Origin of the sequence: Oerskovia paurometabola, from assembly GCF_016907365.1 — a bacterium.
GTDB lineage: Bacteria > Actinomycetota > Actinomycetes > Actinomycetales > Cellulomonadaceae > Oerskovia > Oerskovia paurometabola.
Window position 1 is genome coordinate 2,001,002 of the sequence record NZ_JAFBBV010000001.1, and the last position, 14,944, is coordinate 2,015,945.

14 protein-coding genes are annotated in these 14,944 nt (G+C 73.1%); 13 read left to right on the forward strand and 1 reads right to left on the reverse strand.

Features of this window, described 5'->3' with window-relative positions; translation table 11 throughout:
* Positions 1 to 115: 115 nt before the first annotated feature.
* The gene (locus JOD48_RS08975) at positions 116 to 1,957 is read left to right on the forward strand and encodes a 2-isopropylmalate synthase (RefSeq protein ID WP_204808640.1); all 1,842 of its coding nucleotides are present in this window, start codon (positions 116 to 118) and stop codon (positions 1,955 to 1,957) included.
* Between the two features lie 52 nt (positions 1,958 to 2,009).
* Here JOD48_RS08975 and JOD48_RS08980 read toward each other — a convergent pair whose 3' ends face one another.
* Positions 2,010 to 3,554, reverse strand: a complete 1,545-nt coding sequence (locus tag JOD48_RS08980) for an outer membrane protein assembly factor BamB family protein (protein ID WP_204808642.1) — start codon at positions 3,552 to 3,554, stop codon at positions 2,010 to 2,012.
* Positions 3,555 to 3,672: 118 nt separating this feature from the next.
* Here JOD48_RS08980 and JOD48_RS08985 point away from each other — a divergent pair, with 118 nt between their 5' ends.
* The 12 genes from JOD48_RS08985 to JOD48_RS09040 all read left to right on the forward strand — a co-directional run bounded on the left by JOD48_RS08985 (position 3,673) and on the right by JOD48_RS09040 (position 14,915).
* Positions 3,673 to 4,233 (forward strand): hypothetical protein, encoded by a 561-nt coding sequence (locus JOD48_RS08985; protein ID WP_204808644.1) that lies wholly within the window; start codon positions 3,673 to 3,675, stop codon positions 4,231 to 4,233.
* A gap of 118 nt (positions 4,234 to 4,351) precedes the next feature.
* Positions 4,352 to 4,771 (forward strand): hypothetical protein, encoded by a 420-nt coding sequence (locus tag JOD48_RS08990; RefSeq protein ID WP_204808646.1) that lies wholly within the window; start codon positions 4,352 to 4,354, stop codon positions 4,769 to 4,771.
* A gap of 69 nt (positions 4,772 to 4,840) precedes the next feature.
* The gene (locus tag JOD48_RS08995) at positions 4,841 to 5,212 is read left to right on the forward strand and encodes a VOC family protein (RefSeq protein ID WP_138824685.1); all 372 of its coding nucleotides are present in this window, start codon (positions 4,841 to 4,843) and stop codon (positions 5,210 to 5,212) included.
* 68 nt (positions 5,213 to 5,280) lie between these two features.
* Positions 5,281 to 6,357, forward strand: coding sequence for an N-acetyl-gamma-glutamyl-phosphate reductase (gene argC / locus JOD48_RS09000; RefSeq protein ID WP_191790705.1), 1,077 nt, complete (start codon positions 5,281 to 5,283; stop codon positions 6,355 to 6,357).
* Complete coding sequence (argJ, locus tag JOD48_RS09005; RefSeq protein WP_204808648.1) at positions 6,354 to 7,550, forward strand: bifunctional glutamate N-acetyltransferase/amino-acid acetyltransferase ArgJ; 1,197 nt, start codon at positions 6,354 to 6,356, stop codon at positions 7,548 to 7,550. Before argC ends, argJ begins: the two co-directional genes overlap by 4 nt.
* A complete protein-coding gene (argB, locus tag JOD48_RS09010; RefSeq protein ID WP_372440712.1) occupies positions 7,547 to 8,527 on the forward strand; it encodes an acetylglutamate kinase in 981 nt (326 codons plus the stop codon). Before argJ ends, argB begins: the two co-directional genes overlap by 4 nt.
* Positions 8,524 to 9,960 (forward strand): acetylornithine transaminase, encoded by a 1,437-nt coding sequence (locus JOD48_RS09015; protein ID WP_204808650.1) that lies wholly within the window; start codon positions 8,524 to 8,526, stop codon positions 9,958 to 9,960. Before argB ends, JOD48_RS09015 begins: the two co-directional genes overlap by 4 nt.
* A gap of 2 nt (positions 9,961 to 9,962) precedes the next feature.
* Positions 9,963 to 10,910, forward strand: coding sequence for an ornithine carbamoyltransferase (gene argF, locus JOD48_RS09020; RefSeq protein WP_191790708.1), 948 nt, complete (start codon positions 9,963 to 9,965; stop codon positions 10,908 to 10,910).
* A complete protein-coding gene (locus tag JOD48_RS09025) occupies positions 10,907 to 11,464 on the forward strand; it encodes an arginine repressor (RefSeq protein ID WP_191790709.1) in 558 nt (185 codons plus the stop codon). The genes argF and JOD48_RS09025 overlap by 4 nt, the downstream gene beginning before the upstream one ends.
* Positions 11,465 to 11,563: 99 nt before the next feature.
* Positions 11,564 to 12,793 carry an argininosuccinate synthase gene (locus tag JOD48_RS09030; protein WP_191790710.1) on the forward strand — a complete coding sequence of 410 codons (1,230 nt, stop codon included), beginning with the start codon at positions 11,564 to 11,566 and terminating at the stop codon, positions 12,791 to 12,793.
* Between the two features lie 3 nt (positions 12,794 to 12,796).
* Positions 12,797 to 14,266, forward strand: a complete 1,470-nt coding sequence (argH, locus tag JOD48_RS09035; RefSeq protein ID WP_191790711.1) for an argininosuccinate lyase — start codon at positions 12,797 to 12,799, stop codon at positions 14,264 to 14,266.
* 7 nt (positions 14,267 to 14,273) lie between these two features.
* Positions 14,274 to 14,915 (forward strand): uridine kinase family protein, encoded by a 642-nt coding sequence (locus JOD48_RS09040; RefSeq protein WP_191790712.1) that lies wholly within the window; start codon positions 14,274 to 14,276, stop codon positions 14,913 to 14,915.
* The last annotated feature ends 29 nt before the right edge of the window (positions 14,916 to 14,944 follow it).

The window sequence follows — 14,944 nt, forward strand, 5'->3', positions numbered from 1 at the left end:
TTGGTCGCCGCGGCGGGGCCTGAGCCGACCGGCTCCCCGCCGTGGGGGTCTGCCGTGCGCCGGTCGGACCCGCCTGCCGTGCACCGCGCGGCCCGCCCCCCGGAGCCAGACGACCATGACCATCAGCCCCTTCCCCACGCTGCGTACCCCTGACGGTGCGCAGGCGCCAGGCCAGCCCGCGTGGAACCGCCAGCGCGCTTCGCGCATGCCCTCGCACCGCTACCAGGACGTGTTCTCGCGCGTCGACGTCCCGCTCACGGACCGCCGGTGGCCCGGCAACCGCCTCACCGCGGCACCGCTGTGGGTGCCCGTCGACCTGCGCGACGGCAACCAGGCACTGACCGAGCCCATGGACCCCGCCCGCAAGCGGCGGTTCTTCGAGCTGCTCGTCGCGATGGGATACACCGAGATCGAGGTCGGCTACCCGTCCGCCTCGCAGACCGACTTCGACTTCGTCCGCCTGCTCGCCGAGACGGACCTGGCCCCCGAGCACGTCACGATCGTGGTCTTCACCGCCGCCCGGGCGGACCTGATCGCCCGGACGTTCGAGTCGGTCCGTGGCCTGCGCAACCCCGTCGTCGTGCACCTGTACACCGCGACCGCGCCGACCTGGCGCGACGTCGTGCTGGGCAAGAGACGTGCCGAGCTCTCGGACCTGATCGCCGCCGCGGGCAACGAGGTCCTGCGGCACGCGGGGGACGACCCTCGCGTCCGCTTCGAGTTCTCGCCCGAGGTCTTCAACCTCACCGAGCCCGACTACATGCTCGAGGTCTGCGCGCGCATGACGACCCTGTGGGACGCCACCGCAGAGCGGCCCGTGATCCTCAACCTCCCGGCGACGGTCGAGGTCGCGACGCCCAACGTCTACGCCGACCAGATCGAGTACATGCACCAGAACCTCGACCGGCGCGAGGCCGTGATCCTGTCCGTCCACCCGCACAACGACCGCGGCACGGGCGTGGCGTGCGCCGAGCTCGCGGTCCTCGCGGGCGCGCAGCGCGTCGAGGGCTGCCTGTTCGGCAACGGCGAGCGCACGGGCAACGTCGACCTGGTGACCCTGGGCCTCAACCTGCACGCGCAGGGCGTGGACCCCATGATCGACTTCTCCGACATCGACGAGATCCGCCGCACGGTCGTGGACTGCAACGGCATCGGTGTGCACGAGCGCCACCCGTACGCGGGCGACCTCGTGCACACGGCCTACTCCGGGACGCACCAGGACGCGATCCGCAAGGGGTTCGCGCGTCACCGCGCGGACGCGCGAGCAGCGGGCCTCGATCCTGCGGACGCTCCCTGGACGGTGCCGTACCTGCCCGTGGACCCCGCCGACGTCGGGCGCTCGTACGACGCGGTGGTGCGCGTCAACAGCCAGTCCGGCAAGGGTGGCATCGCGTACCTGCTCGAGTCCGCGTACGGCCTGGAGCTGCCGCGGCGGCTCCAGATCGACTTCGCCCGCCGGGTCCAGGCGCACGCGGACCGCAGCGGGGGAGAGGTCACGGCCGAGGGGCTGTGGCGCCTCTTCGAGGCGGCGTACGTCCTGCCCGACGACGGAGCACGCCAGGTCCTGCCGCTCGCCTGGTCGGTCGCGCGGCCGGGCGAGACGGACGACGGCGGCGAGCGCCTCGACGTCGTGCTGTCCCTGGACGGTGAGCGGGTCGAGCGGTCCGCCACCGGGGCCGGGCCGGTCGACGCGCTCACCCGGGTCCTCGCCGGGCTGGGCGTGCCGGTCGAGGTGCTGGGGCTCACGCAGCAGTCGGTCACCTCGGGCGCCGACGCGGGGGCCGTGACCTACCTGGAGCACCGTGCCGCAGACGGCTCGGTCGCGTGGGCGGTGGGGCGGGACGAGTCGGTGCTGGGGGCGAGCGTGCGCGCTGTGCTCCGGGCGGCAGCGAGCCGGCCCCGCGCGACGGCCGCGGCGCGCCACGACCCGGCGCTCGCTGCGGCGGACGGTGCCTGACCGACGAGCGAGACCCGCGGCGGTGGGGCGACAAGGCCCCACCGCCGTCCCGTCACCCCCAGCGTGAGAGCGACGTCTCGCCGACTCGCAGCAGCGCCCCGCCGAACGCGAGGACCGTCTCGGACACCGGCACGTCGTCCAGGACCCACAGCCTCTCGCCCGTCGCGAGGTCGTAGGCGGTGAGCCGGGCGTCCGTGGCCTGGTCGCCGACCATGCTGACCTCGAAGAATCGCCGACCGTCCGTGAAGGTGCTGACCGAGGGGCGGTCGCCGTCCGTCACCTCGGTCTCCCAGAGGGTCTGCCCGGTATCGGGGTCGAGCGCCCGGCGATACAGGGAGCTTGTGACGACGACCCGTTCGTCGGTCTGCACGAGCACCTGCTCGGCGGGAATGTCCGCGGCCCACCGACGGCTGCCGTCGTGGGCGTCGACCGCGATCAGCCGGCCAGCGTTCGCGAGGTACCACGCGTCCTGCTCGGAGCCGTCCACGGCCTGCGGGAAGAGGTAGTGCCCACCGGTCTCCCAGCGCACCGCGCCGTCGCCGTCGAGCGCGTGCGTGGTCTCGGGGGTGTCGGAGACCGAGACGAACCCGCCCGACCCGGCGGGGAACAGACGCCAGTCATCGGCACCAGGGGCCCGGAGCCGGGCTCCGGCGGACGAGAGCAGCGAGTCCACGCCGCAGCCGAGGACGCGCACCATACCGTCGACCACGAGGACCGACAGGGAGTCCGCGTCGACCGAGAAGGACTCCTCGTCGAGCCCGTCGGTGATCGTGGACGTCATGCAGCTGCCGGGACGACCCTCGGGGGCGACGAAGTCGACGACCCGTTCCCAGCGCATCTCGCCGGTGGCGACGTCGACCGCGACGACGCGCGCCGCCCGTCCCGCAGGCACGACGACGTCCTCCATCGTGCCCTGGATCGTCAGGAGCCGGTAGGGCATCGCGGTCGCGCCCGGAGCGGGCTCGGCGGCCCGCTCCGCCAGCACCACCGTTCCTGAAGGACCGGGCACGGCGAAGGCCTCCGCACCGCCGACATCGTCGAGCGACAGCGATCCCAGGACGGTGCCGTCGTCGTCCAGCACGGTCGCCAGACGTTCGGGACCTCCGGACACGCACACGAGCGGGTCGTCCCGCCGCTGGGTGCTGCCGTTCCAGGAGAGGTCCGTCCCGCACGTCGCCCCCGGGCCGACGTCCCGCGACCAGGCGATCTCTCCCGTGCCGAGGTCCACGCCCGAGACCGTCCCGTTCTCGATCAGTACCACCCCGTCGGCACCGGCCTGGGCGAATTGGCCGCCCGGTGCGTCCACCGACCACAGCTCGCCGGGTGGTGCGTCGCCCCAGGGCACGACGGCGCCGAAAGCCCCGACGAGCCGGGCGGTCTCCCGGCGGTCCTCGATCGTCCCGTCCACGACCAGGCCGGCTGCGACCACGACGACCGCGATCCCCGCAGCGATCCACGGGAGGCCGGGGCGGCGTGGCGTCCTGGACCCGGGCCCGTCGAGCCCGTCGTGCTCGAGGCGGCCACCACTGCCGTCGGGACGCTCGGGCGGACCGCCCACCGGCCCGTCGTGCTCCTCCTCGAACTCCATCGTCCGCATGCCTGACCCACCCCTGCGACTCCGCGACATGCCGAGACCCTAGCGGTACCGGACACGTCCGGCTCGACCGGCCCGGAGGCCATCCGCGACCCGGGGAGCGGACCACTACGCTGTCGCCGTGGTGACGCCGACCTTGACACGTACCCAGGTGTTCGCCGTCGCCCTCCTCGGTGGCATGGCGCTGCTCGCCCTGGCGTACGCGACCAGCGCGACGTGGGCGTGGGCGCTCGCGGTCCGTGACGCCCTGCCCGCGCCGCTGCACGGACTCGTCGCCGCAGGACCCGGTCTCGGGACGTGGCTGTTCCGCCTGGTCGCCGGGCTCGTGGGAGTCGTGGTGCACCTGGTCCGGCGCCGATCCGCGCTGACGCTCGTGACGTCCCTGGTGCTGCTCACCGTGGCGGTGTCGTGGCCGCGCGCGCAGGTGGGGACCGCCGAGCGATTCGCCGCGTACCGGGTGGCCCTGTCCGAGGTCGCCGCGCCGGACGGCGAGGGTGCCCGTGACCCGGGGGAGGACGGTCTCCTGCCGAACGCGCTCCGGTACGTCTCGGCGAACGGGCGCGTCGACCGGTACGAGGACGGCCGGGTCTTCGTGCCTCAGTGGCTCGGGATGCCCGACGACGCGGGCGGGTTCTGGTTCAGTCCGGGGGGTCGCCCGCGGGACTCGACATGCACGGCATGATCTGCGCCGACCCCGTGCCGCTCGAGGGGGAGTGGTGGGCGTGCGGGATGGAATGAGGGCCGACGACGGTCGAGGACGACGCCGGAAGGGGCTTTCCGCGCTGCGGGGGGCGACATCCATGAGTCGACTCTTCGCGCTCGTGGTCGGCGTGCCCTTCTTCCTCATCGGGGCGGGCGGCCTGATCGAGACCGGGCCGGACCTCTTCTTCGGTGTGGTGGCGCTCGGGGCCGCGGTGTTCATGGTCCTCGGGCTGCGGACGGGAGTCTTCGTCGGCGCGGGCGAGGTGTACCTGCGAGGGTGGTGGCGGACGATGCGGCTCGTCCCGGGGGACGAGCTGGTGGTCGTGCCGTACAGCAGCCTGTGGAACTGGGGGGCCGAGAGTGCGATCTTCTCGATGCTCGCGCTGCGACGTGGGCGGAAGGTGGTCCCGCTGCAGTTCACCGTCGGACCGGTGAACAGGGTGCGCCGTCTCGCGTCCGTCGTCGACGACTGCCGTCGCCCGGTCCGCTCCGACGGGCCGTCGGACCAGCAGGCCTGACCGGCGTCGGTGCGGCCGCCGGCCTCGTGTCGGTGCCTCCTGTCGGTGCCGCGTGGCACGCTGCCGGGCATGGCTACCCACGCGCACGGCATCCACCACTCGATCGACTACCTCGAGCTCTCCGTCACGGACATGGCGGCCGCACAGTCGTTCTACGCGGAGGCCTTCGGGTGGGAGTTCGTCCCCTACGGGCCGGGGTACGCGGGCTTCCGGACCTCCGCGGAGGAGGGCGAGGCGGAGGCCGGTGGGCTGGCGCTCGCGGACTCGGTGACGCGCGGCGGCCCGCTCGTCCTCCTCTTCTCGGCCGACCTCGACGAGTCCCTGCTGCTGGTCCAGGACGCGGGCGGGGAGATCGTCGAGGGGCCGTACGACTTCCCGGGCGGCCGGCGCTTCCACTTCCTCGACCCGAGCGGCAACGAGCTGGGCGTCTGGGGCGCATAGGACCGCACCGGGACGCAACGGGACGAAGAGGTTCCACATCGACTGCATAACTATGTATAGTTCTGCATATGACGATCACAGTGGCAGTCGCCGGTGCGTCCGGCTACGCGGGCGGGGAGATGCTCCGGCTGCTCGCCGGGCACCCCGAGGTCGAGATCGGCGCGCTCACGGCGCACTCCAACGCGGGGTCGCTCCTCGGGCTGCACCAGCCGCACCTGCGCTCGCTCGCGGACCGCGTGCTGCTGCCCACGACCGTCGAGCACCTGGTGGGCCACGACGTCGTCGTGCTCGCGCTGCCCCACGGCGCGTCCGGTGAGATCGCCGCGCAGCTGCCCGACGACGTCCTGGTCCTCGACCTCGGCGCGGACCACCGGCTCGCGTCCGCCGCGGACTGGACCGCGTTCTACGGCTCCGAGCACGCGGGCACCTGGCCCTACGGCCTGCCCGAGCTCCTGATCACCGAGCAGACCGGCGCGGGCGTCGAGTACACCAAGCAGCGCGAGGTCCTCGCGGGCGCACGGCGCATCGCTGTCCCCGGGTGCAACGTCACGGCCGTGACCCTGGGCCTGCAGCCCGGCATCGCCGCAGGCCTCCTCAGCCCGGTGGACGTCGTCGCGGTCCTCGCGAACGGGTACTCGGGCGCGGGCAAGTCGCTCAAGACGCACCTGCTCGCCTCCGAGGCGCTCGGTTCCGCGCAGCCCTACGCCGTGGGCGGCTCTCACCGCCACATCCCGGAGATCGCGCAGAACCTGCGCTCGGCCGGCGCCGACGAGGTCACGATCTCCTTCACGCCCACGCTCGTGCCCATGGCGCGCGGCATCCTTGCGACCGCGACGGCCCGCCTGGCCCCGGGCCACGAGGACCTGAGCGTCGCCGACCTGCGCCAGGCCTACGAGCAGGCGTACGTCGGCGAGCCCTTCGTCGAGCTCCTGCCCGAGGGGCAGTGGCCCACCACTGCCATGACTCTGGGCGCCAACACGGCCCTGGTCCAGGTCGCGATCGACCGCGCCGCGGGCCGCGTCGTGACCGTGACCGCGATCGACAACCTCGTCAAGGGGACCGCCGGCGGCGCCGTGCAGTCCATGAACATCGCCCTGGGGCTGCCGCAGACCCTGGGCCTGACCACCGAAGGGGTCGCACCGTGACCGTCACCGGACCGCTCGGCTTCCGGGCCGCAGGAGTCGCCGCCGGGCTCAAGTCCACCGGGAAGAAGGACGTCGCGCTCGTCGTCAACGAGGGCCCGCTCGACGTCGCCGCGGCCGTCTTCACGTCGAACCGCGTGTTCGCGGCCCCCGTCGCGTGGTCGCGCCAGGCCGTCGCCGACGGCATCGCGCGCGCCGTCGTCCTCAACTCGGGTGGCGCGAACGCGTGCACGGGCCCCGAGGGCTTCGCCGACACCCACCGCACGGCCGAGTACGTCGCGGACCTCCTCGAGGTCTCGGCGGGCGACGTCCTGGTCTGCTCGACGGGCCTCATCGGCGAGCGCCTGCCCATGGAGAAGCTGCTCCCGGGCTGTGACGCTGCGGTCGGCGCGGCCGACGCCGAGGGCGGCCCCGACGCGGCCCTCGCGATCATGACCACGGACACCGTGCCCAAGACCGTCCTCGTCACGCGCGACGTGGCCGACGAGCACAGCGTCGACGGCGCCACGAGCTGGTCCGTGGGCGGCATGGCCAAGGGAGCCGGGATGCTCGCACCGGGCCTCGCGACCATGCTCTGCGTCCTGACCACGGACGCCGTCGTCGACGCCGCGACCGCGGACGCCGCGCTGCGGGCCGCGACCGCCACCACGTTCGACCGGGTCGACTCCGACGGCTGCATGTCGACGAACGACACGGTGATCCTCCTGGCCTCCGGTGCGTCCCAGGTGCCGGTGACCCTCGAGGAGCTCACGGCGGCCGTGACCGAGGCGTGCGCGGACCTCGCGCGGGCCCTGGTCGCGGACGCCGAGGGCGCCAGCCACGACATCGCGGTGACCGTCACGAACGCGAGCGACGAGACCGCGGCGCTCGCGGTCGCCCGCGCCGTGACCCGGTCCAACCTCTTCAAGGCCGCGGTGTTCGGCAACGACCCCAACTGGGGCCGGGTGCTCTCGGCCGTCGGGACCGTCCCCGAGGACGTCGCACCCTTCGACGCGCTCGCGCTCGACGTGTCGATCAACGGCGTCCAGGTCTGCCGCGCCGGGGGAGTGGGCGAGCCCCGCGAGCTCGTCGACCTCGCCTCGGCCCGCGAGGTGCACGTCGAGATCGACCTGCACGCGGGCGACGCCCAGGTCACGGTCTGGACCAACGACCTCACGCACGACTACGTCCACGAGAACAGCGCGTACTCGTCGTGAGCGCCCAGACGTCAGAGGTCGCCGCCCAGTCGGGGGCGTTCGACACGCGGACGGACCTGACCCCCGGCCAGAAGGCCGAGGTCCTGCTCGAGGCCATGCCCTGGCTGCAGGAGTTCCGCGACGCGCTCGTGGTCGTCAAGTACGGCGGCAACGCCATGATCGACGACGAGCTCAAGGCGGCGTTCGCGCGCGACATGGTGTTCCTGCGCCAGGTCGGCCTGCACCCCGTCGTGGTGCACGGCGGCGGCCCCCAGATCTCCGCGATGCTCGCGCGCCTCGGCATCGAGAGCGAGTTCCGCGGCGGCCTGCGCGTGACCACGCCCGAGGCGATGGACGTCGTGCGCATGGTCCTCACGGGCCAGGTCTCGCGCGAGCTCGTCGGGCTCATCAACGCGCACGGCCCGTACGCGGTCGGGCTGTCGGGCGAGGACGGCGGCCTGCTCCAGGCGCAGCGGCGCCACGCCGTGGTCGACGGAGAGCCCGTGGACGTCGGGCTCGTGGGAGACGTCGTCGAGGTGCACCCCTCCGCGGTCCAGGACCTGCTCGACGCCGGGCGCATCCCCGTCGTCTCGACCATCGCACCCGACATCGACGACCCGACCCAGGTCCTCAACGTCAACGCCGACACGGCCGCGGCCGCGCTCGCCGTCGCGCTCGGTGCCAAGAAGCTCATCGTCCTGACCGACGTCGAGGGCCTGTACACGTCGTGGCCGGACAAGAGCTCGCTCGTCGCCGAGATCACGCGCTCCGAGCTCGCCGACCTGCTGCCCTCGCTCGAGGCCGGCATGGTTCCCAAGATGGAGGCGTGCCTGCGGGCCGTGTCCGGGGGCGTCCCGCGAGCGACCGTGATCGACGGCCGGGTCGCGCACTCGGTCCTCCTGGAGGTCTTCACGACGCGTGGCAACGGGACCATGGTCGTCCCGGACGCGCTCGCCTCCACCCCCGCCGCCCTTCCCGTCCCGCAGGAGCAGTCATGAACGGCACGACCGGCGAGGTCTCGTCGACGCACCCCGCCGAGGTCGCCCCGGCGACCACCGAGACGCAGGCCACCGACGCCGCCCGGAGCGTCGAGGGGGCCGCGGACACGACCCTGGCCGGCCCGGGCAGCGTCGCGCAGTGGACCGAGCGCTACACGCACGCGGTCATGGACACGTTCGGCGCACCGCAGAAGGTCCTGGTCCGCGGCGAGGGCGCGTACGTGTGGGACGCGGACGGCAAGCGCTACCTCGACCTGCTCGCGGGCATCGCGGTCAACGCGCTGGGCCACGCGCACCCCACGCTCACGGCCGCGGTCAGCGCGCAGCTCGGGACGCTCGGGCACGTGTCGAACTTCTTCGGCTCGCCCACGCAGATCGCGCTCGCCGAGCGGCTCCTGAACCTCGCGCAGGCCCCCGAGGGGTCGCGCGTCTTCTTCACCAACTCGGGCACCGAGGCCAACGAGGCCGCGTTCAAGATGGCCCGGCGCAACCGTGACGGCGTCGGTGGCCCCGGGACGCGCACCCGTGTCCTCGCGCTCGAGGGAGGATTCCACGGCCGCAGCATGGGCGCGCTCGCGCTCACGTCGAAGGCCGCGTACCGCGAGCCCTTCGAGCCCCTGCCGGGCGGTGTCGAGTTCGTCCCGTTCGGTGACGTGGCCGCGCTCGAGGAGGCCTTCTCGCCCGACGCCGTCGCCGCGCGCGGCGAGGTCGCGGCACTGGTCGTCGAGCCGGTCCAGGGCGAGGCGGGCGTGCGCCCGCTGCCGCCCGGCTACCTGGTGGCCGCGCGCGAGCTGACCGCGGCGTCGGGCGCCCTGCTGGTCCTCGACGAGGTCCAGACGGGCGTGGGACGCACGGGGTCGTGGTTCGCGTTCCAGCAGCAGGAGATCGGCGGGGGCATCACGCCCGACGTCGTCACGCTCGCCAAGGGGCTCGGCGGCGGTTTTCCCGTGGGCGCCGTCGTGGCGTTCGGCGAGCGCGCCGCGACCCTCCTGGGCCGCGGTCAGCACGGCACGACGTTCGGGGGCAACCCGGTCGCGGCGGCCGCCGCGCTCGCGACGCTCGGCGTGATCGAGCGCGACGGCCTGCTGGCCAACGTGCGCGCGGTCGGCGAGGCGCTGCGCGACGGGATCGCCGCGTGCGGCAACCCCGTGGTCGCGGGAACCCGTGGCCTGGGCCTGCTGATCGCGGTCCAGCTCTCGGCACCGGTCTCCGCCGAGGTCGCGCGCAGGGCGCTCGACGCCGGGTTCATCGTCAACGCGGTGCAGCCCGACGCGATCCGCCTCGCCCCGCCGCTGATCCTGACGCGCGACCAGGCGGGCGAGGTCGTCGCCTTCTTCGCGAGCCTGCCCGCGGACCTCGTGGCCGCCTCCGCGTCCGGTACGGCCGCCCCCACCACCCCGTCCATCACCCCAGCCACCCCACAGAAGGGCTGACCGTGACCTCGACCGCTTCCGTCCGGCACTTCCTGCGCGACGACGACCTGACCCCCGCCGAGCAGCGCGAGGTGCTCGAGCTGGGCCTCGGCTTCCGCGAGGACCGCTTCATCCGCACGCCGCTGCGCGGGCCGCAGGCCGTCGCGGTGATCTTCGACAAGCCGTCGACCCGCACACGCGTGTCGTTCTCGGTGGGCATCGCCGAGCTCGGTGGCTACCCGCTCGTGATCGACGCGGCGTCGAGCCAGCTCGGGCGCGGCGAGCCCATCGCGGACACGGCCCGCGTCCTGGACCGTCAGACGTCGGCGATCGTGTGGCGGACGTTCGGCCAGGAGCGCGTCGAGGAGATGGCGCGGGCCGCGACCGTCCCGGTCGTCAACGCCCTGACCGACGAGTTCCACCCCTGCCAGATCCTCGCGGACCTGCTGACGGTCGCCCAGCTGCGCGGCGGCGTCGACTCGCTCGCCGGCACGTCGCTCGTCTACCTGGGCGACGGTGCCAACAACATGGCGCACTCCTACCTCCTGGGCGGCGTGACCGCGGGCATGCACGTGCGCATCGGGGCCCCGGCCGGCTTCCTGCCGGACCCGGCGGTCGTCGCCGACGCCGAGCGCATCGCCCGGGACACGGGCGGTTCCGTGCTCGTGACCACGGACGCGGCCGAGGCCACGCGTGGCGCGGACGTCGTCGCGACCGACACCTGGGTCTCGATGGGCGACGAGGCGAGCGCGGCCGAGCGCGAGCTGCCGTTCGTCCCGTACCAGGTGAACGCCGAGCTCATGGCGGTCGCTGCCGACGACGCGCTCGTGCTGCACTGCCTGCCGGCCTACCGCGGCAAGGAGATCACGGCCGAGGTCATCGACGGCCCGCAGTCGGCCGTCTGGGACGAGGCCGAGAACCGCCTGCACGCCCAGAAGGCGCTGCTGACCTGGTTGCTGGAACGCTCGTGACGACCGCCCTCGGCCCGGGGAGCGTGCCCACCACCAAGGCGGCACGCCACGCGCGCATCGCGCAGCTCGTCGCCCGGCACGAGATCCACTCCCAGGCCGAGCTCGCCAAGGCGCTCGCCGAGGACGGCGTGAGCGTCACGCAGGCGACGCTCTCGCGCGACCTCATCGAGCTGCGGGCCGAGAAGGTCCGCAGCGCGTCGGGCGCGCTGGTCTACGCGGTGCCCGGCGAGGGCGGCGACCGCTCGGTCCAGGTCGCGAACGACGCCGAGTACGTCGCGGCCAGGCTCGCGCGGCTGTGCGCCGAGCTGCTGGTCTCGGCCGAGGCGTCGGGCAACCTCGTCGTGCTGCGCACGCCGCCCGGCGCCGCGCAGTACCTGGCGTCGGCGATCGACCACTCGGTGTTCGTCGGCGTCCTGGGCACGATCGCGGGCGACGACACCGTCCTGGTGATCTCGCGCGACGTCGACGGCGGCGAGGACCTGGCCGCGCGGTTCCTGGCCCTGACCAACCCCGTGACCCCCGCCACCCCCACGATCTCAGCACCTCCTGGCTAGCGACGGCCCGCACGGGCCGCGCAGCGACCACGGCGACCTCCGAGCCTCGGCGGCTGCCACACTTGGACCCATCACCCCACGCAAGGAAGAGAACAAGTCATGACTGAACGCGTCGTGCTCGCCTACTCGGGCGGCCTGGACACCTCCGTTGCCATCGGCTGGATCGGCGAGGCCACCGGGGCCGAGGTCGTCGCCGTGGCCGTCGACGTCGGCCAGGGCGGCGAGGACCTCGAGGTCATCCGTCAGCGCGCCCTCGACTGCGGTGCCGTCGAGGCCTACGTCGCGGACGCCCGCGACGAGTTCGCCGAGGAGTACTGCATGCCAGCGCTGCGCGCGAACGGCCTGTACCTCGACCGTTACCCGCTGGTCTCCGCGATCTCGCGCCCCGTGATCGTCAAGCACCTGGTGCGCGCGGCTCGCCAGTTCGGCGCGACGACCGTCGCGCACGGCTGCACGGGCAAGGGCAACGACCAGGTCCGCTTCGAGGTCGCGACGACGTCGCTCGCGCCCGAGCTCAAGACGATCGCGCCGGTCCGCGACCTCGCGCTGACGCGCGAGAAGGCCATCGCGTACGCCGAGAAGCACTCGCTGCCGATCGCCACGACGAAGCACAACCCGTTCTCGGTCGACCAGAACGTGTGGGGACGCGCCGTCGAGACGGGCTTCCTCGAGGACATCTGGAACGCCCCGACGAAGGACGTCTACAACTACACCGACGACCCGACGTTCCCGCCGGTCGCGGACGAGGTCGTCATCACGTTCGAGCAGGGCGTGCCGGTCGCGCTCGACGGCGTCCCCGTGACCCCGCTGCAGGCCATCCAGGAGATGAACCGTCGCGCCGGCGCCCAGGGCGTGGGCCGCATCGACATCGTCGAGGACCGCCTGGTCGGCATCAAGTCCCGCGAGATCTACGAGGCCCCGGGCGCGATCGCTCTCATCGCGGCGCACCAGGAGCTCGAGAACGTGACCCTCGAGCGCGAGCAGGCCCGCTTCAAGCGTGGCGTCGAGCAGCGCTGGACCGAGCTGGTCTACGACGGCATGTGGTTCAGCCCGCTCAAGAAGTCGCTCGACGTCTTCATCGACGACACCCAGCGCTACGTCTCGGGCGACATCCGCCTCGTCCTGCACGGCGGACGCGCGACCGTCACGGGCCGCCGCAGCGAGTCGAGCCTGTACGACTTCAACCTCGCGACCTACGACGAGGGCGACTCGTTCGACCAGTCGCAGGCCAAGGGCTTCATCGAGATCTTCGGCCTCACTGCCAAGCTCTCCGCGGCCCGTGACGAGAAGTTCGGCAACGGCGTGGACTTCGGCACCGGGAGCCTGTGAACCATGAGTGACGAGATCACGTCCGGCGCCGCTGCGGGCGACGCGGCCGAGGTGGAGCGCGCGTCGGAGGCTCCCGTGAGCCTGTGGGGTGGCCGGTTCGCCGGCGGTCCCGCGCAGGCCCTGGCCGCTCTCTCGCAGTCGACGCACTTCGACTGGCGCCTCGCGCAGCACGACATCGCGGGATCCCGGGCCCACGCCAAGGTGCTCGCGGCCGCGGGGCTGCTCGACGACGACGAGCTGACCGCGATGCTCGAGGCGCTGGACGTGCTCTCGGCCGACGTCGGGTCGGGGGCGTTCCTCCCTGTCCTGGCCGACGAGGACGTGCACACGGCCCTCGAGCGCGGGCTCATCGAGCGCGCGGGTCCGGAGCTCGGCGGCAAGCTGCGCGCGGGGCGTTCGCGCAACGACCAGATCGCGACGCTCGTGCGGTCGTACCTGCGCGAGGAGGCCCGCGCGATCGGGCTCCTGGTGCTCGACGTCGTCGACGCCCTGATCGAGCAGGCCGAGGCGCACCCCGGCGCCCCGATGCCGGGCCGCACGCACCTGCAGCACGCGCAGCCGGTGCTGCTCGCGCACCACCTGCTGGCGCACGCGTGGCCGCTGCTGCGCGACGTCGACCGCTTCATCGACTGGGACGTGCGGGCGGGGCGCTCACCCTACGGCTCGGGCGCGCTCGCCGGCTCGTCGCTGGGCCTGGACCCCGCCGCGGTCGCGGCGGACCTGGGCTTCGACGGCCCGGTCGAGAACTCGATCGACGGTACGGCCTCGCGGGACGTCGTGGCGGAGTTCGCGTTCGTCTCGGCCATGCTGGGTGTCGACCTCTCCCGCTTCGCGGAGGAGATCATCATCTGGAACACCAAGGAGTTCGGCTTCGTCCGCCTGGACGACGCCTACTCCACGGGTTCGAGCATCATGCCGCAGAAGAAGAACCCGGACATCGCGGAGCTCGCGCGCGGCAAGGCCGGGCGTCTCATCGGCGACCTGACGGGTCTGCTGGCCACGCTCAAGGGCCTGCCGCTCGCGTACAACCGCGACCTGCAGGAGGACAAGGAGCCGGTGTTCGACCAGGTCGACACCCTCAAGGTCCTGCTCCCGGCGTACGCGGGCATGGTCCGCACCCTGACGTTCGACACCGAGCGCATGGCCTCGCTCGCTCCGCAGGGCTTCTCGCTCGCGACCGACATCGCGGAGTGGCTCGTCCGTCAGGGCGTGCCGTTCCGGGTGGCCCACGAGGTCGCGGGAGCGTGCGTGCGCGTGTGCGAGGAGCGTGGCATCGAGCTGTGGGACCTGACGGACGAGGACCTCGCGGAGATCTCCGAGCACCTCACCCCGGGAGTGCGGGACGTGCTCACGGTCGAGGGTTCGCTCGCCTCGCGCGACGCGGTGGGCGGTACGGCTCCGGCGCGTGTCGCGGAGCAGCTCGAGGAGGCCAAGGTGCGTTCGGCCGAGTACCGCTTCTGGGTGCAGGGCTGAGGTCACCATGAGCGTGAGCGCTGCGGTCCTCGATGACCTCGTGGCCCGCGTGCACGACGGCGCAGCGCGCCTCGGTCAGGGACGTCCGGCTGGTCCGGGCGTCCCTCGCGGGGGCGCGTGCCGCCTGGTCGTCGTCGACGGGCCGGCAGGGTCCGGGAAGACGACGCTGGCCGCGCAGCTCGGCGTGGCGCTGCCTGCCCAGGTGATCCACATGGACGACCTGTACGAGGGCTGGACGGGGATGACGGCGGGCGCGGGGCGGCTCGTCGAGCAGGTCCTCGACCCGCTCGCCGCCGGTCGACCCGGGCGCTATCAACGCTACGACTGGACGCTCGAGGACTTCGCCGAGTGGCACGACGTCCCGCTTGCCCCGTTCCTCGTGGTCGAGGGCTGCGGCGCGGGTGCCCGGCGGATCGCCGAGATGACGACGCTGCTCGTCTGGGTCGAGGCCGACGACGAGCTCCGCCTGGCGCGCGGCCTCGCGCGCGACGGTCAGGAGGCCCGTGTGCACTGGCTCGAGTGGATGGCCTCGGAGCGAGCGGTCTACGCGACCGAGGGGACGGCCGAGCGGGCCGACGTCGTGCTCGACGGGTTCGGCGAGCCGGTCACGGCACGCCCTCGTGCGCACGAGCGCGCGGGCGAAGCCTGACCGTCCACGATCGCAGGTGAGACGTCGAG